Source organism: Knoellia sp. Soil729 (assembly GCF_001427985.1).
Lineage (GTDB): Bacteria > Actinomycetota > Actinomycetes > Actinomycetales > Dermatophilaceae > Knoellia.
Genome location: NZ_LMSA01000001.1, coordinates 870,225 through 890,750, shown reverse-complemented (window position 1 = coordinate 890,750; position 20,526 = coordinate 870,225). Strand labels below are relative to the sequence as shown.

Below are 20,526 nucleotides of genomic sequence, written 5' to 3'. Positions count from 1 at the left end.
ATGGTTGACGTGTCCGCCAAGGCGGTCACGGCGCGTGAGGCCAGCGCCCGGGGCCGGGTCCTGCTCTCGTCGGCGGCGGTCGCGGCCCTGCGGGACGGGACCGTCCCCAAGGGTGACGCGCTCGCGGTCGCCCGGCTGGCCGGCATACAGGCGGTGAAGCGCACCCCGGAGCTCATCCCGCTGGCCCACCCGGTGGCCGTCCACGCGGCCAGTGTCGACCTCGACGTGGCCGACGACGGGGTGGACATCGCGGCGACCGTCCGCACCGCCGACCGCACGGGCATCGAGATGGAGGCGCTCACCGCCGTGAGCGTCGCGGCCCTCGCGCTCATCGACATGGTCAAGGCCGTCGACAAGCACGCCCGCATCACCGACGTCCGCGTCACGGCCAAGTCGGGCGGTCGATCCGGCGACTGGGTCGAGCCGTGAGCGCTGACCTGGCCGGGCGTCGAGCCGTCGTCGTCACGGCATCGACCCGGGCGGCGCAGGGCGTCTATCCCGACAGGGGTGGCGCGCTCATCGTCGAGACGCTGCGCGCCTGGGGGGCGGAGGTGCAGGACGCGACGGTCGTGGAGGACGCCGACATCGCCCCGACGTTGGTGGCCGCCCTCGCCACGCGTCCCGACCTCTTGCTCACGACCGGTGGCACCGGCATCAGCCCGACCGACGCGACGCCCGAGGCCACGGCACCGCTGCTCGACCGCGAGGTGGCAGGCATCGCCGAGGCGATCCGCGCCGCGGGGGTGGCGGCCGGGGTGCCCACCGCGATGCTGTCCCGCGGGCTGGCCGGGGTCGCGGGCCAGACCCTCGTGGTCAACCTTCCCGGCTCGACGGGCGGGGTGCGCGACGCTCTCGCCGTGCTCGAGCCCGTGGTGGCGCATGCGTTGAGCCAGCTCGCCGGTGGCGATCACTGATGCGCTGGAGCCGTCCGCGTCGCGGCTGGTCACTGCTGCTGGCCGGAACGACGCCCGACGGCACCCGCATCCTGCTCCGGCCGATGCGGGTCGAGGACCAGCACGAGTACACCTCGGTGCGTTCCCTCAACCGGCAGTGGCTCGGGCCGTGGGACGCCACCTCGCCCGTGCCGTCAACTGCGCCGCGCACGTTCGAGGACCTCGTGGAGGTCTACCAGGGTGACGCCCTCGCGGGGCGGATGGTCCCCCTCGTCATCGAGACCGATGGCCGCCTCGTCGGGCAGATCAACGCCAGCAACATCGTCCTGGGGTCCTTCCGGTCCTGCACCGTCGGCTACTGGGTGGCCCAATCGGTCGCGGGCAGGGGCATCGTCCCCACCGCGCTCGCGCTGGTGTCCGACCACCTCATCGGTGAGCTCGGGCTGCACCGCATCGAGATCAACATCCGGCCCGAGAACGCAGCCAGCCTGGCCGTCGTCCGCAAGCTCGGCTTCCGGGACGAGGGCGTGCGGGCCCGGATGCTGCACATCGACGGTGACTGGCGCGACCACCGCTCGTTCGCCCTGACGACGGAGGACCTGGCGGGTGCGACGGTCATGGACCGTCTGACCCACGGGTCACAGCAGTCACGTGAGCGACACACCGTTGAGGGTCCGACCGACTGAGGCCTCGCGCGCCTAACGTCGTGCTCGTGCAGCCGAGCAGCCTCATCTTCCTTGTCATCATCGGGATCTGGGCTGCTTATTTCGTCCAGTACTGGGTCCGTCGGCGCGAGCACCTCGCCACGATCCGGTCCGTCGACGCCTTTTCCCAGACGATGCGGGTCCTCGAGCGGCGCGCCCCGCTGCTGACCGTCGACTCCGGCGGACAGGCACCTCGCACCTCCGCCCTGAGCCCGGCTCGCGCCATGCGACCGCAGGTGACCGTCAAGCGCGCGGCGGCCCACGTGGCGGCGCCCGCGCCCAGGGTCGAGGTGCCCGCGAGCGCCGAGAGGGCCGCACCCACGGCTGCCGTCGCCGCGCCGGCGGGTATGCACCCCAGCCGCGCCACCCGCGGGACGGTTCTGCTCGTCGGGCTGCTGGGGACGATCGCCTTCGGCGCTCTCTCCGCCCTGAGCGTGCTGGTGTGGTGGTCGTTCGTGGTCCCGTTCGTGATGGCCGGAGTCGGCTTCTTCTGGCTGCGCGCCGGCATCCAGGCCGAGGCCAGGGCGCGTCGGGCCGCCCGTGGCCGGGCACGTCGCGCCGCCGCGCGCACCGGGGCCCCGGCTCCCACCTTCGCTGCTCGCCCCTCTGCCCAGTCGGCATCGGTCCCCACCGCCGCGAGCGAGCCGGTGGGCCTGGACGACATCGCCGTCACCGCCACCGTCGACGCTGAGGCTGCGACCGAGCAGGTCGCCCCCTACGACGTCTCGGCCCACACCGAGAGCCGCACCAGCACCCCGCTCGGCGAGGAGCGCGTGGCAGAGCACCCGCTCGACCCGGCTCCGGTCGTGGCCGAGCACGAGGTCGCACTGCCCGAGCTCGACGAGGACGACATCCCGCTCACCTGGGACCCCCGCCCGGTGCCGCGCCCGACCTACACCATGAAGGCCCGCGCGGCCGAGCGCCCGGCGCCGGCGCCCCGGCCCCAGCCGACAGCACAAGCCGAGCACCCGGCATACGAGGACGTTCCGGAACGCCGCATCGCCGGACTCTGAACGCCCCACACGGCGAACGCCCCGCGAGAGACCTCGCGGGGCGTTCGTCGTGTCCGGGCTGGCGGACTAACCGGCCTCGCCGCTCTCCTCGAGCTCGTGCTCCAGACCGGCAGGCAGGGCCCGGTTGTCGAGGAGGTGGTGACCGACGGCGTTGAGCACGGCGACGAGCGGCACGGCGATCAGGGCGCCAAGGATGCCTGCGGCGACCACGCCTGCGGCGATGCCGAGGATGACGGCCAGGGGGTGCACGCGCACGGCCCGGCCCAGCAGGAACGGCTGCAGGACGTGGGACTCGAGCTGCTGCACGGCGATGACTCCACCGAGCATGATGAGCGCCTGGACGGGGCCCAGGGCCACCAGGGCGAGCAGGACCGGCACCGCACCCGAGATGGCCGCGCCGATGACCGGCACGAACGCGCCGAAGAAGACGAGGACGGCGACCCCGGAGGCGAACGGCACGCCGAGGACGGCGGCGACGATGCCGATTCCGAGGGCGTCCACCGCGGCGACCACGATCGTCGCGCGGGTGAAGGCCGACAGCTGGCCCCATGCGATGACCCCCGACGAGTGCACCCGGACGCGGGCGTCGCGCGGGAAGAGCCGAACCGCCCAGGACCAGATGCGCTCACCGTCGTAGAGGAAGAAGAAGAGCGCGAACATCGCGATGAAGAATCCCGCAAGGACGTGGGTCACGGTGAGTCCGGCCTGCGCGGCGGTCTCGCCCAGGCTTCCTCCGCCGGAGCTCAGCTGTTCGCGGCCCTTCTCGATCCAGTCGTCGACCTGGGTGTCGGTGACGCCGAAGCTCGTGCGGAACCAGCTGCGGATCTCGACGATTCCCTGGCCGACCTGGTCGCTGATGTCGTTGAACTGCGACGAGAACTGAGAGCCCACGAAGCTCAGCGCTCCGCCGATGATGGCAAGCGTGCCGAGGACCGTGAGGCCGGCGGCAGCCCCCCGTGGGAGGGCTCGGGAGAGAGCGCGGGTCACCGGCATGAGCAGGGCCGCCAGGAGGAGGGCCACGATGAGGGGCACCGTCACCTCGGAGAAGTAGGTGATGAGCCAGAGCGCGCCCAGCACGGCGGCTGCCACGATGAGCAACCGCCACGACCACTCGCTGGCCGTGCGCACGCCCATGGGGACCTGCCAGGCAGCCGGCTGGTGCGTCGGGTCCGGGTCGATGCCCTGGGCGCCGGCGGCGGGTGGGAGCTCCGATGCAGGTGCGGGCACGCTGAGTCGGGGCAGGTCCGCGGGGCCGGTACGGCCAACCCGGCCGGACGGCATACGAAGTCGCATGCCGTGAGCGTATGTCGGCTCGTCCGGTTTCGTGAGCGGCCTCGCCCGGTGTTATCGTGATGCCCGCTCAAGGGGCTGTGGCGCAGTTGGTAGCGCGTCTCGTTCGCAATGAGAAGGCCAGGGGTTCGAATCCCCTCAGCTCCACCCGACAGCAATCCGTCCGACCAGCACCGATGTGCTCGGTCGGGCGGATTTTGTCGTTGTCCTCTTGAGCGCCAGAGACAGGCCGCGGTGTGGCGCAGGCCGCGGTGTGGCGCAGGTCGTGGATCCGACGACCGGGGGCGAGCTCGGACCAGTGGAGGGTGCGTTTGAACGCCGAGGCGTGCAGGCGGTGCCCGGTCGAGGTGACGAAGAGCGGGTCTGTCGATCCCGCTCTCGTCGAGCCCGATCAGCTGCAGGAACTCCGACTGCCAGTTCTCGAAGGTTGAGCGAGGAACTGCACGAAGAAGTCGGAGAAGATGAACAGTGCTGGGGTCACCAGGCCGGAGCTGTGGGCCCGTCGTAAGGAGGGCTTGGCGAACGAGTCGTCGTGGCCCATCCGAGCCTTCTTCTGCTTGGCTGGCATGGTTCAGCTCCCTTGCTCGACGTCCACCTGTCGGTGCAACAGTGCCTCAAGCCACAGCTCTCAAGACGTCGGTGTCGTGGCGGTTGTCCACCGGTGCCCCTGACGGTGCGGCCCTCATCGCGAATGTTCCGTGCGGGGATGGGGGTGTGACGCTCGAGGAGTCATCTAGCTGGCGTCGACGGGGGTCGTGGTTCGAGGTACGCCTTCTGCGCTGGCGGCGGTCACGACCTCGTCTGCGATGTCGCGCAGCTTGACGTTGCTGTTCTGGGAGACCCGGGCCAGGTATTGGAACGCGTCCTGTTCGGAAAGACCGTGCTGCTGCATCACGATCCCGACGGCGACACCTATACGTTGACGGGTCATCATGCCTTGGATGAGGTTCTCCTCACGCCGGGCCTTGCCGAGGGCGAGGGCGGCGTGGGAGGCGAAAAGCTGGGCCATCTGGATCACGTCAGGGTCGATCGCATCCACTTCGGTCGCATAAAGGTTCAGCCCGCCGAGGGTGCAGTCGTCCACTCTGAGTCGCACGCCCATCTGCGAGCGCAGTCCCATGGCAGCCGCCTGCTTCATGAAGTTTGGCCACCGGTGTTCGCGGTCGGCGTGGTTGACGACGACGACCATTTCCTCGCGGATGGCGCTCACGCAGGGGCCCTCGCCCAAGTGGTACTGCAGCTGGTCGAGACGCCGAACGAAGTCGTCACTCGCGGCGATGGTGTCCAGGCTGCCATCGGGTCGGGTGATCGTGATGCCAGCGTGGTCGACGCCGGGCAGGGAACGCGAGCCGTGCCGACGAGATTCTCCAGGATCTCGGGCAGGGCCCGTCGGCTGTTGATCTGCTCGACGGCCTCGGCGAGCGCCTCAGCAAGGGGCAGGTGTGCAGTCACGGCGTCTCCAGACTCATGGGGGTGAGCAATCCCATGCCATCGCTCATGGAGACGCGACTGCTGAAATTGTGGGGAAGAGGCCGCTCCTTGACCAACAACCCAAAAATACACCTTGGCTGCAGAGAAAGCGCCGCCCGCTGGCCTGTTTGCCCGGTGTGCCAGCACGCTGAGGTGGGGCGGCACCGCCACCGCCGAGCTGTTGGACCGCGACGGTGCCGCGCTGGGGTGCTACCCCGTGGCTGCGGCGACCATTCGTCCCAGATGAGTTCCGCAGGGGTGCTCCGGGGGCGGCCAGGACGCCGATGACGATCCCGTTCATTCCTGCCGTTTAGTGTCGCGGATGCGGGGAACTCTATCGAGGAGAGGACGGGGATGAGGCATGCCACTTGAGCCGTTGCGGGAAACAGCGGAAGCGCTGGAGACGATCGGCGAGTTTGTCGACTGGGATCTGGTCGCTGACCTGAGGCGTACCGCCGCCCGGGTGGCCGGGGTGGTTCCTCAGTGCGTGGGGATGAGCGTGTCCCTGTACCGGGAGGGGCTCACGTTCACGCTGGTGGCCACGCACGAGGAGATCGCCGGCCTGGATGGTGTGCAGTACGCAGTGGGTGGTCCCTGCGTCGACGCCGTGATGGAGGACCGTCTGGTCGACACCTCTGGCGAGGATGGGCTGTTCAGTGAGGATCGATGGGCCGCCTTCGCTCGCGCTGGTGCTGCCGCCGGGGTCTTGAGCACGTTGTCGATGCCGCTCGAATCGGCCGGCAGGGTCACCGGCGGCGTCAATCTCTACGCCTCCACCCCTGACGCGTTCGTCGGGCAACAAGACGCCTTGTCAGTGATCGTGGGTGCCTGGGCTCCAGGGGCCGTACTGAATGCGGACCTTTCCTTCGCGAGTCGCTTGGAAGCGGCCCAGGCGCCCACGCGGCTGCAGGACCAAGCGCTCACCGACCAAGCCATCGGATACCTGTCGGCCGCAGGAGGAGTCGACACCAGGGAAGCGCAGGCCATTCTCGAGGACGCTGCCGCACGGGCCGGCACCTCCCAAGCCGTCGTGGCGAAAGCACTCCTCGGCCTCCACGAAGCCCAGATAGGTCGCGGCTAACCGCTGAGGCTGGGTGAAAGAAGTATGCGTCACTCCGCCGCCCGCGAGTAGTGAAAAGGGACCCGATCGACCCCGAAGGCGTCGACCCCGAAGGCGTCGAGCTCGCCGGCGCGGAAGCGGTTGAGTGCGGCTCCAACGCGCTCCTGTCGTGCAGCCAGCCGGCTCCCCGGGTACTTCACCACGGCTTCTCGGGCAGCTTGTCGATCGCATCCGCGACGCGCGGCCGTTCGGGTTGACAGTCCAGCGGCGAGAGCCGCTTGAATCGGCGGCAGCTCGCCTTTCCCGGGCGTGACCCGCCGCTGCGACTCCTCGATGGGCACGTCGTTGATGCTGGCTTCACGGCGTCGCATGTAGCCGAGCCTCAGGCGGGTTCCGCCGGTGTCATCCCGGCCCCGGTTCATCCGCAGGTCGTCGGTTCTTCGCAGCCTGCTCATCTCACGGACAGCCCTGGGAACGACGCGGTCGGTTCACTGAAGGCTCAACAACTCTCATCGTGGAGGTTCTCGTGAACTCATCAGTTTCCCGCCGCTCGCTGCTGCGCGCCAGTGGTCTGGGCGGTCTCAGCATCGCCGTCGCCGGCAGCATCGACGCCATCGGTGCGCCCGAGGCCGTGGCCCTGACGCGCCGTCGTGACGGCTACGGGCCCCTCGTGCCCGACCCGGCTGGGGTCCTCTCCCTGCCAGCCGGCTTCTCCTACACGATCCTCGCCCACGCCGGCGAGACCGTCCTCGAGACCGGCGAGCCCTCACCCAGCGACCCCGACGGCGCGGCCGTGTTCGAGGGACCGTCGAGCTGGGCGCTCGTCTCCAACCACGAGGTCGGTGGGAGCGAGACCTACGGCGTCCCCGCGCTCCCCGGGCTGACCTTCGACCCGGGCGCTCGCGGTGGCACGACGACGATCGTCATGGACACCCATGCCAACCGCAGGTCCGAGTACGTGAGCATCGCCGGCACCCACAACAACTGCGCCGGAGGCCGGACGCCGTGGGGCACCTGGCTGACCTGCGAAGAGACCGAGCAGCGCAAGGGCGGCCGCTTCCTGGAGGACCACGGCTGGACGTTCGAGGTGGACGCGTTCAACCGCGATGCCAACCTCGACCGGTGCCCCTGAAGTTCCTCGGTCGCTATGCCCACGAGGCCGTGGCCGTCGACCCGAGCGGGACCATCTACCTCACCGAGGACGCCAACGGCCCGCACGGGCTGTACTACCGGTGGACCCCTCCCGTCGGCTTCGTCCCCGGCAAGGGTGCGCTGCGCGAGCTGGCCCTGTCCCACGGGGGCGACACGGCCGGCACGCTGCAGGCGATGCTGTGCACCAAGGGCGGCCGGGCGATCGCCGACCTGTCCGAGGCCACCCGGGTCGGCACGACCTACAAGGTGACCTGGGTGGACGTGCCGGACCCCCTCGCGACGGAGACGTCGGTCCGCAAGCAGTTCGAGACCGGCGCTGTCACGGGTAGCCGCAAGCTCGAAGGTGCCTACTGGGGTGACGGAGGCGCCTACTTCGTGGCCAGCTTCGCGCGCAGCACCGACGGCAGCAGGAACGAGCACGATGGGCAGGTCTGGTTCTACCACCCCGAGAGCGAGACGGTGCAGCTCAAGAGCATCTTCGGCGTGAACCCCGACCCCGACGCCGACACCGACTACGACGGCCCGGACAACATCTGTCTCGACCCCAACGGTGGCCTCATCCTCGCCGAGGACGGCGACGGCATACAGCACCTCGTCGGCGTCACCACGGCCGGCACGTCGTTCCCGATGGCTCGCAACGACGTCAGCGGGAACGAGTTCGCCGGACCCACCTTCTCGCGCGATGGCAAGGTCCTCTTCGCCTCCATCCAGGGTGACGGCTACACCTTCGCGATCACCGGCCCCTGGAAGTAGGCGCTCCGCCCTGACTTGCGTGAGTCCTGCGGTCCGGGCCCGTGATGGGTGGGTCCGGACCGCATCCCGCCACCACCACGGCCACCGCCACGGCCACGGGAACGGGGGCGGCAGCCCTGTTGTGGGAGCACAAAGCGGTTGGGTGGAACTGTTCTGCGCGGCCGAGACCTCTGACTCACTTCACGACCACGATGGGATCATGGCCATCTCAGATTCCCCGCGCTCAGAACGGGTCGCAGTCCTCGGTGCCGGCATGGTCGGCCTGTCCACCGCGTGGTTCCTCCAAGAAGCCGGTGTCGACGTCACCGTGATCGACCGCGACGGCGTGGCCTCGGGGTCCAGCTGGGGCAACGCCGGGTGGCTGACACCCAGCATCGCCGTGCCCCTGCCCGAGCCGTCGGTGCTCAAGTACGGCCTGCAGGCGGTCCTCAGCCCGTCCTCCCCGGTCTACGTGCCACCGACGCTCGACCCCCGGCTGATCAGGTTCCTCGTGCAGTTCGCGCGCAACTGCACCCCCGCGCGGTGGCAGCAGGCGATGCAGGCGCTCATCCCCCTCAACACGTGGGCGCTCGCGGCCTACGACGAGCTGGAGCGGGGCGGTGTCACTGCCAGGACGCAGGCGGCGGAACCCTTCACGGCGGCCTTCCGCTCCGTGGCGGACAGCCGGGCACTCCTGGAGGAGTTCGAGCTCATCGAGGCCAGTGGCCAGAGCGTGAGCTTCGACGTGGTCGACGGAGCGCGGGCCCGGCTGGAGGAGCCGGCGCTCGCCGACGACATCGAGACCGCGGTCCTGATCCATGACGAGCGCTTCATCGACCCCTCGACGTATGTGCACGCCATCGCCGAATCGGTGCGAGGGCGCGGCGGTCGGATCGTCACCGGCACGGACGTGGACGCTGTGCGCACCTCGGCGTCGGAGGTCGTGGTGGCGGGGGAACGCTACGACTCGGTCGTCATCGCGACCGGTGCCCGGCTCGGCGACCTCGCACGCACCTTCGGCGTGCGCAAGCTCGTCCAGGCCGGGCGCGGCTACTCCTTCACCGTGAAGGTCGACGACGTCCCACGCGGACCGGTCTACTTCCCGACCCAGCGCGTCGCCTGCACTCCGGTCGGTGACCGTCTGCGCATCGCGGGGATGATGGAGTTCCGCGACGTCGACGCGCCCATGGACCCCCGCAGGATCGACGCCCTGGTCACCGAGGCGCGCACCCTGCTCAAGGGCGCCCACCTCGACCAGCGCGAGGACGAGTGGGTCGGTGCGCGGCCATGCACCTCCGATGGCCTCCCACTCATCGGTGCGTCCAAGGATCCGCGCGTCTTCATCGCCGGCGGACACGGCATGTGGGGCGTCACCCTGGGGCCCGTGACCGGGAAGCTGCTCGCCGAGCAGATCGCCACCGGAGGTCGTCCGGACGCCCTGCGAGCGGTCGACCCGCTGCGCTAGGCCGAGCGGGTCCTCGGCCCGGTCCTGCGTGGCGGTTGCCGTCAGGTCTGGCGGAGCCGGGCGATCTCGAGGCGCAGGGCGAGCCGCTCCCGCGGGTCGTCGAGGTTGACCGGGCACAGCTCGGCCAACCGCGCGAGGCGGTAGCGAATCGTGTTGGGGTGCACACCGAGGCCTCGAGCCGCCTTCTGGGGCTCACCCCAGTGGTCGATGACGGCCTCCAGGGTAGCCGGCCAGTCGGTCTTCGCATGGCCCGGGGTCTTGAGGAGGTCGGCCAGAGGTGATGCCAGCGGCCGGTCGACCTGCCCACGCACCGCGCGACTGAGCACGATGGCGGGCCACTGGGCGTCGAAGCAGATGACTGGTTCGGGTGTGGCACCGACCGGCAGAGCCAGCAGCTCGGCGGCGTCGGTACGGGACTGCTCCACCTGACCGACGGTGATGGCCTCGCTGCCCACCACCATGCGTGTCCCGGAGCCCTTCTGTCCTCTCGCGCGGACCAGGTCCGCCAGCCAGGGCTGGCTGCCCGCCCCGCGTTGGCCGCGAAGGATGGCATAGACGGCGCTGTCGAGGTCGGCCACCAGCGGCTGGCGCCACCCGTGCCGGAGGCAGAGTGAGAGCCACAGCTCGCGTCGCGCGTCCGCGCCCAGGTCTGCCGGTCCCTCCAGGGCTGCGACATGCCACGGGCCGTCGTCCAACCAGCGGGGCTGGTCGGTGGTCGACCCCCGCAGCACGCGACGCACCTGGTCGAGCTGCACATGGTGGTGCAGCTCGGTCTGCGCGCGAAGCCGCAGCAGGCTGAGGGCCACGAGCTCGGTGGCCGCAGGCAGGCGACGGAGCCGGTCCTCGGTCGCGGGTCCGTCGACGACCGCCCAGATCGACCCGAGCCACTCACCACCCGCCCGCACCGGGACGACGTAGCGCGCGCGGACGTCGTTCGCGCCGGCGGGAACGAGGAACGGCTCGTCGGAGTGCGCCAGGCGCTTGAACACCCCGAGCGAGCGGAAGTGATCGCGCATCTCCCGTGGGACTCGTCGACCCACGATGGTCGACATGCGTGCGGCGTCGACGTCGGTCTGGCCGTGCGAGTAGGCCAGGACTCGCGAGGTTGCGTCCTCGATCGTCACGGGGGCATCGAGGATGGCGCTGATGGTGTCGGCCATCTCGAAGAGGTCGCTGAAGACGTGGTCTGTGCGGCCGTGCTCGGGAGTGCCGGGCACGACCTCGACCGCGGAGCGCAGCGCAGCCAGGGCAGCGGTCCATGTGGCGTCCTCCGACCACACGAGCAGGGGGAGTGCCAGGTCGGCGCACCGTTCCCTGACCCGTGCCACGTCCGCCCACGGGCGGCGCAGGATCAACCCGGCGGCCTCTGACGAGGCCTCGACCAGCGCGAGCGCCTCGTCGTCGGTGCGCACTCCGACGGCCACCACGAGATCGCCGCGCTCGGCGCGCGCAGGGTCACTGGCCTCGACGATCTCCAGGCCCAGCACCGGCCGGTCCTCCCCGGGCTGCGAGAGGCGCACGAACGTGGGACCCAGAGCCTGCGCGAGGGCAGCAGTGGTCATCACCTCCTCACTATGGCACCGCGGGGTCAGGCGTCGAGGCGCGTCATGTGATGGGATGCGCGCGTGGCACAACTCGGCCCGCTGGACCGCTTCCAGCGCGAGCATCGCGTCCTCGGGTACCCGCTTGCCGTCCTGTACAAGTTCTTCGACGACCAGGCGGGTTATCTCGTCGGGCTCATCGCCTACTACGCGTTCCTGTCGTTCTTCCCGCTGCTCCTCATCTTCTCCACGGGACTGAGCCTCGTGCTGTCGAACTACCCGAACCTGCAGCAGCGGGTGCTCGACTCGGCGCTGCAGGAGATCCCGGTCATCGGCGCGCAGCTCGGCGACCCCCAGACCCTGCGCGGGAGCATCACCGGAGTCGTCGTGAGCAGCGTCGTCGCGCTCTATGGCGGACTGGGCGTCGGACAGGCCTTCCAGTACGCGATGAACACGGTGTGGGGTGTGCCCCGCAACTCCCGCCCCAACCCCTTCCGTGCACGTGGGCGCAGCCTCCTGCTCCTGCTCACGATCCTGCTCTTCGTCGTCCTCACGACCACGGTCACCATCGTCAGCGCAAGGGCGATCAGCACCTTCCCGCTGGTGACGCGCGTTGCCGTCACCGTGGCCACCTTCCTCGGGACCGCGCTCGTCTTCGCCCTCGGAATGCGGCGGGCGGTGGCGATCGACCTCAAGCTTCGGCAGGTGGCGGTGGGAGCCGTCGGCGCCGCGATGACCTGGCAGCTGCTGCAGTACTTCGGGGTGCAGCTGGTCGAGCGCGTGGTCAACACGACCTCTGCGACCAACGGTGTCTTCGGGATCGTCATCGGCCTGTTCGCGTTCTTCCACCTTGCCGCGTTCGGCACGGTGTTCTTCGCGGAGGCAGACGTGGTGCGGGCGAACCGGCTCTATCCGCGGTCCCTGCTCACCCCCTTCACCGACGACGTGGAGCTCACCGACGGCGACCGTAAGGCCTACGCCCAGCAGGCCCGGATCGGGCGGTTCAAGCAGTACCAGCAGATTGATGTCGCCTTCGAGAGATCTGGCGCAGATCCTGATGGCGGCGACACGTTCCCGAGGTGACCAGCCTTGCACTGAGGACGGACACGTTGTGGGCCCGTGTCAGTTCTCGTCGCCGTCACCGTGGGAGCGGCGGAGGCTTCGGTGGGCCATGTCGAACGTGGACAGCACTTCCAGCAGGAAGGCAGCCGCGGACTCGATGACCGCCGAGGGCGTCCCGTGCGGCAGGTCGTCGAGGACTTCGGCGAGCACGACGTGGTGGACGCTGACCAGGTCGAGCAGGCTCACCCCTTCGTCCACGGCTCGGCGGCCGATCCGGTAGCCCAGGGTGAGCGCCGACTCGCTGCGCTGGGGCAGATACGCGAGGAAGGCGGCTCGGTAGTCGCGGGTCAGGTCCTCGACGTCGAGCGTCATCGCCGTGCCCGGTCGCGGACCCGAGCGAGATGGACCATGCCCTCCTCGAGGTCCAGCGCCGTGGGCAGCTCTCCGATGCCCATGCCGAGCCGCACCATGGCGAAGGCCACGTCGGGCTGGATGCCGACGATCACGGTCGCGGCTCCGCGGAGCCGGGAGATGTCGGCGATCGACTGGAGGGTGCGCGAGGCGAAGCTGTCGATGACGTCCAGCGCAGCGACATCGATGATGACGCCACGGGCCCGGTGCTCACCGATCTGACGCACGAGATCGTGCTGGAACCGGAGCATCTGGGAGTCGTCCAGGGCAGTGTGGACCGACGCGACAAGGACGTCACCCTGTCGCAGGATGGAGACGAGAGCAGGTCCGGACGTCACGATCCGTCCATCACCTCCTTGCGTGTGACCGTGTAGCCCAGGAGCCGCTCGGCCTCCTCCAAGCCACCTTGGAGGTCTCCGATGGTGTTCATCTTGCTGAGGTCGACGCCGATGGTGACGAGGGTCTGTGCGATGGTGGGCGAGAGGCCGGTGATGATGACGCTGGCGCCCATGAGACGCGAGGCGTCGACGGTCTGCACCAAGTGGTTGGCCACCGTCTCGTCGACGTCGGGCGCACCGGTGATGTCGATGACGACGACCTTGGCCCGGTGGGTTCTGATGCCTCGCAGGAGCTGCTCGGTCAGCTGCTTGGCGCGCTCACCGTCGAGAACGCCAATGATCGGCAGGATGAGCAGTCGCTCGCGCACGGGAAGCACAGGTGTCGACAGCTCCCGGATGGCATCCTGCTGCTGACGGATGACGCGTTCGCGCTCGTCGACGAAGCTCACGGCGACCGTGTTGGCGATGCGGTTGGCCGCCGGCTCGTAGGCGTTGAGCACGCGGTTGAGCAGCCCGAAGTCGCTCTGGTACTTCTCGAAGAGCGACCGGGCGAGCACGTCGCGCAGCAGCAGCACGATGCCCACGACCTCATGGGTCTCCACCCCGCGCGGGATGATGCGCTCGGACAGGTCGCGCGCATAGTGCTGGAGCGCCTCCACGCTGCCGGTCTCGAGGACCCCGACATAGTTGTCGTAGACCGACGTGGTCTCGGTCACCATCTCCTGCGGGGTCATGGCCTCGAGCAGGTGCGAGTCGTGGATCCTCGACGCCCAGTCGTCCCGCAGGGTTCCGCGGTGCTCGCGCAAGTGCGCCACGAGCTGAGGAAGCAGCTGGTCGTCAGAGGATGCCTCCTGGTCCTCGGGAGGAACCTCGCCAAAGCTATGAGTGTCCACGGTCAACCCTTCTTCTCGAACCATTTGGTCATGCTCACGGTGGTGCCCTTGCCGGGAGCGGACGCGACCTCGAACTCGTCCATGAGACGTCGGGCCCCGGGGAGCCCCAGACCGAGGCCGTCGTAGGTGCTGAAGCCGTCCTGCAGCGCCCGGTCGATGTCAGAGATGCCTGGCCCAGTGTCGCGGGCGATGACCCGTATGCCGGCCCGTGGACGTGCGAGGAGCTCGATGCTGACCTCGCCGCTCTCGGCAAACCGAACGATATTGCGAGCCACCTCGGACACGGCCGTGGCGAGCATCGTCAGGTCGGCACCCACGAAGCCGGCCCGCACGGCGAGCTCGCGTGCGGCCTGGCGGGCGCTGACGATGTCGGGGTCCGCCCCGATCGGGACACGGACCTCATCAGGGCGCTCTGGTGCACGATCGAGCAGTGGTTCGCTCAGCCGGGCGCAGACGTCGCACTCGAGGAGGTGGCGAGCGCTGTCCAGCTCACGCTGACGGCGGCGGTCGGCACTGGACAACGCAAGCAGCACGGCTCGACACCGGTCCGTCGGCGGCTCCGTGCCCTCGAGCGCGAGGACGTACTCGACGCGCAGACGGGCACGCGTTCGCTTGAGCTGGGCGGCCACGGCGCCCGCCGTGCTTCCGACCTCGTCGGCCAACACCTGAGTGGCGAGCCCGGACACCTCGTGGGCGAGGAGGACCTGGCGCTCGCGGTCGGTCAGCCGGGCCAGGGCCTCGGTCATCGCCAGCTGCTCCTCGGAGGCGACGAGCAGCTCGGCGGCCTCGACGGACTCGCTGGGGTCGTGCATGCGGTGCTGGTTGCGGGCGGCGACGTCGTCCTTGCGCCACATGGACGCGATGACGTTGCGCACGGTGGTGATCGCGTAGGGCTCGAGCATCCCGGGCTCGATGCGGTCCTCGGCGGCGAGAACCCTGGCCAGAGTCTCCTGGATGATGTCCTCCGCCGCGGGGTGCTGTCCGACGCGGGCCGTCACGATGCGCTGCAGCAAGGGCACGAGACCGGCGATATCTGCCGACTCTTGTGCCTCCAGCTGCGGCTCGTCACTGGCAGCGGACGGGGTCACGTGGGCGACCCTACGCCGCGCCGCCGCTGCTCACCGGGCCTTCCGGCCTGAGACTTTCTCCTCGTCCGCGGGCGTGGTGGTGACGGTTTCCTCTACGCCGGTTCCCGCGAGTGGGTCGACCCAACCGGGGGGTGGCGGCGGGTCGTGCGGCAGTGGGAGGGCCTCGGCTTGGGGGGAGCGCGATGACGCGACAGGCATGGGCTGACCCTTCAGGAGAGGACGGGTGGGCGGGCGCTGCGAAGCAGGTCTGGTGTCGCTCCGGGCCCATACCTCGATCCGGTGCAGCAGATGGATCAGGGCCAGGACCAGCACCGGTGCGGCGAAGGCGGTGGCCTTCACGAAAGCTGCCCGGGGACGCCCGCGGCTGTGGCCTGACGCCGAATGCGGCGTGGACGTGCCGGTGGCGGGAATGCCATGTCGGCACTCACGATGAACGCGCCGACGTCGACCATGATGCCCATCAGGTCCAGCTGCATCGGGCGGACCACCGCGCGCAGGACACCGTCGCAGCGCGTGAGGTCAGCCGGGACGACGCAGCGTCGGCTGTCCGCACCGACGAGCGTCCCATCGGGCTCGCGCAGCTCTCCCGTGAAGACGCCCCGTACGAAGGCGCCACGAGGAGCGATGACCATCTTGTGCAAGCGGAGCTGACCGGTCATGGTGCCGACGAAACCGCGTGGCGAACGGAAGGTGCCAGTGATGGCGGTCTGCTCCTCGGGCGCTGGGGCCGATTCGGGGCGGGGCCGGGGTCGAAAGGCAATGACCGTCACGGGTGCCTCCTTGGGCCGTGGTGAGGGTGTCCAGCCTGACCGCGGGGCACCCATGACACCCGGGAGGGAGGGCGTCATGGGTGCCGGGCGGGTCAGAGTCCGAGCCCGGTGAGGAGCCGGTTGAGCAGTGCGGAGATGCCGCCGAGCGGGTTGCCCGTGTTGTCGAGGAGTCCGGCGACGGCGCACAGCAGGTTGCCGAGGAGGTTGCCCGCACCGGGAACCGCCGTGACGTCCAGGTTGACCGGGGCCAGGTCGATGACAAGACCCAGCAGGTCGAGGTGGATCGCACCAATGTCCAGGGTGAGGATCTTGCACCCGTCAGGCGTGGTGACGCTTTGGAGCGGAGCCGTGAAGGTGCTGCCGCCGGTCGGTAGGCCCGTCCCGGTAATCGTTCCGGTCAGCTGGAGGGCTCCGTTGACCACGGAGGTCGTGAGGTTGCTCACGGCCCCACTGAAGGCGGTGCCGTCGGCGAGGGTGCCGGTCACCGGCAGTGTTGTCGGTGCTGCCTTCTTGGCCGCTGCGGCCGACACGGCGTGTGATGAGGCGGGGGCGGCGTTGGCTGCCGCAGCACCGGGCAGGAATCCCAGGGCACCCGCCAACAGGACGGCCGTTCCGGTTCCGGCGAGCTTGGACTTCATCATGACTTCTCCTTCGTGGGGCCCGAGGGGCCACCGTTGCGTTGGTTCCGTCGTGGCGGTTGCAGAGGGGTCCCGCTGCTTCTCGCTACACCGATGAAGACTCCGGTCCCGCCGCTGCATGACGCGGGACCGACGGCGAAAGACGTCCGGGTGCCGCCTTGGGCAGGCGTCATGACCGGAGTTGAGCTCGCACAGGCACGTTCGGCCCGCGTCATGCGTCGGGGTTCAAGGCGTCAGAGCGCGCAAACGCCCGTACGACGGGCTCCTGCGGGCTTGGTGACGTCAGGATCGCGCAGGGTCGGGGTGGAACTGCGTGCTCGCGGCCCGCTCGCACAGACCGAGAAACGCACCGAGAGCGATGAGCTCGTCCGGGGTGCGGGATGCGAAGTCCGTGAGAACGCTCGACCGGACGATGTATGCCGCGTGCTGGGCTCGCGAGATCGCGACGTTGACCCGGTTGCGGTTGAGCAGGAAACCCATCCCTCGGGACACGTCGCCATGGGCCGACGCGGCCATGGAGAGAATGGCGACGGGCGCCTCCTGACCCTGGAACTTGTCGACTGTGCCGACTGCGACGTCTCCGTACCCGGCCTCGCGCAGTCGCACCTTCAGCGTGCCGACCTGGCTGTTGTACGGGGTGATGACGCAGAAGTCCTGGGAGGTGAGCGGTCGGCCCGTGGTTGGCCCGGGCTCGGCACCAGCGGTCCACGTGCGGCCCACGAGGTCGGTCACGAGAGCGACAACCGCGTCGGCCTCCTCAGGGGAGAAGTTCTTGTTGTCCCGATGGTCCACGAGCACCTGGTGAACGCCGGGCTCGATCCCGTCGAGCGTGCGAGCTGCGGTGACGTGCTCCTCGGAGGAGAGCCGACCGGCATACGACAGCTGTGACACCGCCTGCGTCAGCTGAGGATGCATGCGCCAGGTCGTCTCGAGGAAGTAGCCGAGCTCTGGCGGCAGGAGGTCGGCATCGTCAGCGAGCCAGCCGAGGGCTGAGTGGTCGATGGGCTCCGCGTGGGTGCCCTGCGACACCTGGGGCAGCTGGGCAGGGTCGCCGAGCAACAGCAGTCGCTGACCGGCCATCGAGACCGCAAGCGTCTTGCCGAGGGAGAACTGACCCGCCTCGTCGATCACGACGAGGTCGAGTGAGCCTCGCGCGATGCGGCCGGTGTTGGTCAGGTCCCACGCCGTGCCTCCGATGACCAGGCCGACGCCCGCAGCTGAGCGCTCGGCGATGAAAGCCCCCAGGTCGTCGGACTTGGCCAGGGCGGTCCACAGGGGCGACTCCGTGTACTTCGCGGCCTTGGCCACCCGTGTGCCGTCGACGCCGGCGCGCACGACCGCGTCGAGCATGTTCTCGACGGCGGCGTGACCCTGCGAGCAGATCCCGACCTTCCAACCCATGCCCACGAGTCGGGCGATCACGCGAGCGCCGACATAGGTCTTGCCCGTGCCCGGAGGGCCTTGTACGGCGAGGTAGGAGTCGTCCATGTCGGTGAGGGCGGAGCTGATGGCGTCGATGAATCGCGCGTCGCCCGAACCGACGGTGGGCAGTGCCTCGCCGGAGCGCAGCCGTGGCGCGCTGCGCAGCAGGACGTCCATGCCGGCGCACTGTGGCAGGTTCGGGTGGGCTTCAAGCACCTCGCGCGCCAGGTCATGCAGGGCGCTGTCGATGCTCTTGGTGCCGACGGTGCTCGCCGGGACGAAGGCCACAGGGAAGTCGTCGACCTCCGTTTTGGCCGGCGCGTTCTCGAGGATCGTCAGCCGCTGGAACGTGCGTCCGCTGTCAGCGATCTCCTCCTCAGCCTCAAGAATCTCGACGCCGCCCGGACTCTTGGCGTGGGCGTTGGCGGGCGAGTGGTCCGAGGGTTCCGGGAAGGTGGGTGGCGCGGGGTAGAGCGCGGCCACCTTGGCACCGGCATCGAGCAGGGTGCCGCCGGCAGGGTCGACGCGCACTGCGTAGAGGCGCTTCATGCCGCTGCGAGGCGTGGGCTTGTGCCAGGGCTCGAGGAGCTCCGGATCACCCTCGACGATGGCGACGCCCGAGGAGGCCGTCCAGTTCTGGACGGGGTGCTTGATCCGCTCGTAGTGATCCCACCAGAAGGGCTTGTCCTCTCGCGCATGGAAGAGCACCGAGGCGGCGACGAGCGCCACGGCGTGGTCCTGGGGCGTGCGCTCCTCAAGTGCGACCTTGTCGACCAGTGCCCGGAGATCTGCCTCGAGTTGGAGGGCAGCGGCGCGCTCCTCGCTCACCGGCCGGCCCGGGAGGGGTTCGAAGGCCTCCCCGGACCCACCGCCGGGAACCAGGCTCACCAACCAGTCGCGCAGGAGACGGGTGGAGATGCAGTCGTCACGGTTGTACTCGGCGATGCCCTCGAGGATGTCCTTCGCCGCGTCGTAGCGCTCTTCGAGGCGGGCCATCATGAACCGGTGGTACTCGACGATCGAGTCGTCACCCTTCTGCAGGTCGGCCGTGCGGGCCTGCATGTAGAGGGGCTCGAGCTTCTTGATGGAGTAGGAACGCTGGGAGACCCGGATCGCCCCGCGCACCGTTGCGTAGAGGTCCACGAAGACCTGGTCCCGCAGGAACTGGTCGATGTCGTCCTCGCACACGGCATGCCGCGAGGCGAGACGTTTGAGCGCGGCCGTCTCATAGGGTGCGTAGTGGTAGATGTGCAGTCCGGGCCACTGTCGGCGGCGCTCTTGGACATAGCGCACGAACTCGATGAGTGCCTGCTTCTCCTGGGCACGGTCGTGCGCCCAGAACGCGCGGAACTCGTCGGTGCCCGAGTCCACCTCGACGACACCGAAGAGGTACTCGAGGCCCCAGTCCTTCGAACCCCGCTCAGCCCAGAGGGGGTCGCCCTCGAAGTCGAAGAAGAGGTCGCCGTCGCTGGGCACGGGCAACCGTCGGATGGGTGACTCGTCGAAGACCTCGTGCTGCATGGGCGCGTGCTCGTCGTCGATCTGCACCAGCTGGAGACGGGCCTGTGCTCGCAGTCGCTCCAGCCGCGACTCCTGGACACCTTCGACCTGGCCCGTCGTCGTGGCCAGCGCGTCGATGGTCGTGATCCCCGCCGCGGCCAGACGTTTGCGGGTGCTCGGACGCACCCCGGCAACGAGCAGGAGGTCGCGGCTGGCGAGCACCTCGGGCTCACACACCTCGCAGCGACCGCACGCCATCCATCGAGGGTCGCCCCACTGACCCAGCGCATCGGCCCCCACCTGATCGGCGATGATCCGCTGGAGCCGAGCCAGTCGCGACCGGTAGACGGGCACGATGTCGGACAGCGGGTAGTCACGGCGGTCCTCGTTGCCGAGGACGAGCCGCGCCCACGGCGCGGTGGAGACACCCAGGTCCTGGAGCTGGGCGGCATACGCAGCGATCTGCAGGAGCGCCGGGACGTTCGCCGAGCGCGCCAGCTTGGTGTCGCTCACGAGCCAACCCTCGTCGGTGCGCTCGAGGAAGTCGGCGTAGCCGAGGACATCGCCGTCGAAGAACGTCGCCTGGCACAGCACCCTGGTGTCGGAGTCGAGCGCCTCGAGGGTCTGTTGCATCGCGGCCTCGTAACCCGCGCGAGAGTGCTCGCCGCGTCCCAGGTCACGCACTCGGCCGGGGTGGAGCTTGCCCAGCCGGAGGCGCTCGGCGTTCTCGTGGGCGTTGCCGAGGTCGATGATGCGGTCCATCATCGGCGAGCTCTGCTCCGCGTCGGTGCGCTCGACGCGCCCCAACCGTGCGTCGAGGTCCCGGATCAGCGCGAACTCGCACTCCGACGCGGTGCGCAGGTCGTGGGGGCTGATGACGGGGCGGTCCTCGCCCGGGAAGAAGAACACGACGTCACCGTATGCCGGGCCACCGACAGTCCGGCGGCGACCCGACGGCGACGCGAGGCGACCGGAGGGAACCTTCGGGGGTGGGAGGGAAAGGAAGCCTCCGGTCGCAAAGGTTCCCGCATGGGGAGCAAAAGTTGGGGCCGATGGGGGTGCGGCGGCGGGCTCGGCAGGGGCG

General features: G+C 69.5%; 21 protein-coding genes and 1 tRNA gene. 10 read left to right on the top strand and 12 right to left on the bottom strand.

Annotation, left to right across the window (positions count from 1 at the left end; all coding sequences use genetic code 11):
* The 4 genes from moaC to ASG74_RS03980 are packed head-to-tail and all read left to right on the top strand — an operon-like array spanning position 1 to position 2,610.
* Complete coding sequence (gene moaC, locus ASG74_RS03995) at positions 1–429, top strand: cyclic pyranopterin monophosphate synthase MoaC (RefSeq protein ID WP_235498817.1); 429 nt, start codon at positions 1–3, stop codon at positions 427–429.
* Positions 426–914, top strand: a complete 489-nt coding sequence (locus ASG74_RS03990) for a MogA/MoaB family molybdenum cofactor biosynthesis protein (protein ID WP_056139160.1) — start codon at positions 426–428, stop codon at positions 912–914. The genes moaC and ASG74_RS03990 overlap by 4 nt, the downstream gene beginning before the upstream one ends.
* A complete protein-coding gene (locus ASG74_RS03985) occupies positions 914–1,579 on the top strand; it encodes a GNAT family N-acetyltransferase (protein ID WP_056139157.1) in 666 nt (221 codons plus the stop codon). The genes ASG74_RS03990 and ASG74_RS03985 overlap by 1 nt, the downstream gene beginning before the upstream one ends.
* A 26-nt stretch (positions 1,580–1,605) precedes the next feature.
* Positions 1,606–2,610 (top strand): hypothetical protein, encoded by a 1,005-nt coding sequence (locus ASG74_RS03980; protein WP_156465265.1) that lies wholly within the window; start codon positions 1,606–1,608, stop codon positions 2,608–2,610.
* 66 nt (positions 2,611–2,676) lie between these two features.
* On the opposite strand, the gene ASG74_RS03975 is transcribed toward ASG74_RS03980, so the two are convergent.
* On the bottom strand, positions 2,677–3,903 hold the full coding sequence (locus ASG74_RS03975; protein ID WP_235498799.1) for an AI-2E family transporter: 1,227 nt from the start codon (positions 3,901–3,903) through the stop codon (positions 2,677–2,679).
* Between the two features lie 71 nt (positions 3,904–3,974).
* Between ASG74_RS03975 and ASG74_RS03970 the strand changes: the two genes are divergently transcribed.
* Positions 3,975–4,047 (top strand) — tRNA-Ala (locus tag ASG74_RS03970).
* Between the two features lie 244 nt (positions 4,048–4,291).
* Here the strand turns inward: ASG74_RS03970 and ASG74_RS17310 are convergent.
* Positions 4,292–4,468 (bottom strand): hypothetical protein, encoded by a 177-nt coding sequence (locus tag ASG74_RS17310; protein WP_162252776.1) that lies wholly within the window; start codon positions 4,466–4,468, stop codon positions 4,292–4,294.
* Between the two features lie 165 nt (positions 4,469–4,633).
* Complete coding sequence (locus ASG74_RS03965; RefSeq protein WP_268766027.1) at positions 4,634–5,239, bottom strand: GAF and ANTAR domain-containing protein; 606 nt, start codon at positions 5,237–5,239, stop codon at positions 4,634–4,636.
* Positions 5,240–5,731: 492 nt separating this feature from the next.
* Between ASG74_RS03965 and ASG74_RS03960 the strand changes: the two genes are divergently transcribed.
* Complete coding sequence (locus ASG74_RS03960; RefSeq protein WP_056139149.1) at positions 5,732–6,451, top strand: ANTAR domain-containing protein; 720 nt, start codon at positions 5,732–5,734, stop codon at positions 6,449–6,451.
* A 29-nt stretch (positions 6,452–6,480) separates the two neighbouring features.
* Here ASG74_RS03960 and ASG74_RS17085 read toward each other — a convergent pair whose 3' ends face one another.
* Positions 6,481–6,630 (bottom strand): hypothetical protein, encoded by a 150-nt coding sequence (locus ASG74_RS17085; RefSeq protein ID WP_156465263.1) that lies wholly within the window; start codon positions 6,628–6,630, stop codon positions 6,481–6,483.
* Positions 6,631–6,956: 326 nt separating this feature from the next.
* On the opposite strand from ASG74_RS17085, the gene ASG74_RS17810 reads away from it, so the two are divergent.
* The 3 genes from ASG74_RS17810 (at position 6,957) to ASG74_RS03950 (ending at position 9,779) form a co-directional block, all read left to right on the top strand.
* Positions 6,957–7,562: an alkaline phosphatase PhoX gene (locus ASG74_RS17810; protein ID WP_268766024.1), complete on the top strand. Its 606-nt coding sequence runs from the start codon at positions 6,957–6,959 to the stop codon at positions 7,560–7,562.
* Positions 7,553–8,335: an alkaline phosphatase PhoX gene (locus ASG74_RS17805; protein WP_268766023.1), complete on the top strand. Its 783-nt coding sequence runs from the start codon at positions 7,553–7,555 to the stop codon at positions 8,333–8,335. Before ASG74_RS17810 ends, ASG74_RS17805 begins: the two co-directional genes overlap by 10 nt.
* A gap of 199 nt (positions 8,336–8,534) precedes the next feature.
* Positions 8,535–9,779, top strand: a complete 1,245-nt coding sequence (locus ASG74_RS03950; RefSeq protein ID WP_056139147.1) for an NAD(P)/FAD-dependent oxidoreductase — start codon at positions 8,535–8,537, stop codon at positions 9,777–9,779.
* A 41-nt stretch (positions 9,780–9,820) separates the two neighbouring features.
* Here ASG74_RS03950 and ASG74_RS03945 read toward each other — a convergent pair whose 3' ends face one another.
* Positions 9,821–11,341 carry a PucR family transcriptional regulator gene (locus ASG74_RS03945; protein WP_056139146.1) on the bottom strand — a complete coding sequence of 507 codons (1,521 nt, stop codon included), beginning with the start codon at positions 11,339–11,341 and terminating at the stop codon, positions 9,821–9,823.
* Between the two features lie 63 nt (positions 11,342–11,404).
* Between ASG74_RS03945 and ASG74_RS03940 the strand changes: the two genes are divergently transcribed.
* Positions 11,405–12,403, top strand: a complete 999-nt coding sequence (locus ASG74_RS03940) for a YihY/virulence factor BrkB family protein (protein ID WP_056139144.1) — start codon at positions 11,405–11,407, stop codon at positions 12,401–12,403.
* A gap of 39 nt (positions 12,404–12,442) precedes the next feature.
* On the opposite strand, the gene ASG74_RS03935 is transcribed toward ASG74_RS03940, so the two are convergent.
* The 7 genes from ASG74_RS03935 to ASG74_RS03905 form a co-directional block, all read right to left on the bottom strand.
* Positions 12,443–12,754, bottom strand: coding sequence for a phosphatase RsbU N-terminal domain-containing protein (locus tag ASG74_RS03935; RefSeq protein WP_056139142.1), 312 nt, complete (start codon positions 12,752–12,754; stop codon positions 12,443–12,445).
* Positions 12,751–13,131, bottom strand: a complete 381-nt coding sequence (locus tag ASG74_RS03930; protein WP_056139140.1) for an STAS domain-containing protein — start codon at positions 13,129–13,131, stop codon at positions 12,751–12,753. Before ASG74_RS03930 ends, ASG74_RS03935 begins: the two co-directional genes overlap by 4 nt.
* On the bottom strand, positions 13,128–14,024 hold the full coding sequence (locus tag ASG74_RS03925; protein WP_235498798.1) for an STAS domain-containing protein: 897 nt from the start codon (positions 14,022–14,024) through the stop codon (positions 13,128–13,130). Before ASG74_RS03925 ends, ASG74_RS03930 begins: the two co-directional genes overlap by 4 nt.
* Before the next feature lie 2 nt (positions 14,025–14,026).
* Positions 14,027–15,112 carry a sigma-70 family RNA polymerase sigma factor gene (locus tag ASG74_RS16820; protein WP_235498797.1) on the bottom strand — a complete coding sequence of 362 codons (1,086 nt, stop codon included), beginning with the start codon at positions 15,110–15,112 and terminating at the stop codon, positions 14,027–14,029.
* Between the two features lie 335 nt (positions 15,113–15,447).
* Complete coding sequence (locus tag ASG74_RS03915; protein WP_156465262.1) at positions 15,448–15,771, bottom strand: hypothetical protein; 324 nt, start codon at positions 15,769–15,771, stop codon at positions 15,448–15,450.
* 203 nt (positions 15,772–15,974) lie between these two features.
* On the bottom strand, positions 15,975–16,523 hold the full coding sequence (locus tag ASG74_RS03910) for a hypothetical protein (RefSeq protein ID WP_056139134.1): 549 nt from the start codon (positions 16,521–16,523) through the stop codon (positions 15,975–15,977).
* 279 nt (positions 16,524–16,802) lie between these two features.
* Complete coding sequence (locus tag ASG74_RS03905; protein ID WP_056139132.1) at positions 16,803–20,351, bottom strand: TM0106 family RecB-like putative nuclease; 3,549 nt, start codon at positions 20,349–20,351, stop codon at positions 16,803–16,805.
* Positions 20,352–20,526: the final 175 nt, after the last annotated feature.

Coding starts and splice junctions, on each gene's coding strand:
- ASG74_RS03910 (WP_056139134.1), bottom strand. CDS start 16,523: ATGATGAAGTCCAAGCTCGCCGGAACCGGAACGGCCGTCCTGTTGGCG.
- ASG74_RS03935 (WP_056139142.1), bottom strand. CDS start 12,754: ATGACGCTCGACGTCGAGGACCTGACCCGCGACTACCGAGCCGCCTTC.
- ASG74_RS03985 (WP_056139157.1), top strand. CDS start 914: ATGCGCTGGAGCCGTCCGCGTCGCGGCTGGTCACTGCTGCTGGCCGGA.
- ASG74_RS03950 (WP_056139147.1), top strand. CDS start 8,535: ATGGCCATCTCAGATTCCCCGCGCTCAGAACGGGTCGCAGTCCTCGGT.
- ASG74_RS03960 (WP_056139149.1), top strand. CDS start 5,732: ATGCCACTTGAGCCGTTGCGGGAAACAGCGGAAGCGCTGGAGACGATC.
- ASG74_RS03975 (WP_235498799.1), bottom strand. CDS start 3,903: ATGCGACTTCGTATGCCGTCCGGCCGGGTTGGCCGTACCGGCCCCGCG.
- ASG74_RS03945 (WP_056139146.1), bottom strand. CDS start 11,341: ATGACCACTGCTGCCCTCGCGCAGGCTCTGGGTCCCACGTTCGTGCGC.
- ASG74_RS03915 (WP_156465262.1), bottom strand. CDS start 15,771: ATGACCGGTCAGCTCCGCTTGCACAAGATGGTCATCGCTCCTCGTGGC.
- ASG74_RS17310 (WP_162252776.1), bottom strand. CDS start 4,468: ATGCCAGCCAAGCAGAAGAAGGCTCGGATGGGCCACGACGACTCGTTC.
- moaC (WP_235498817.1), top strand. CDS start 1: ATGGTTGACGTGTCCGCCAAGGCGGTCACGGCGCGTGAGGCCAGCGCC.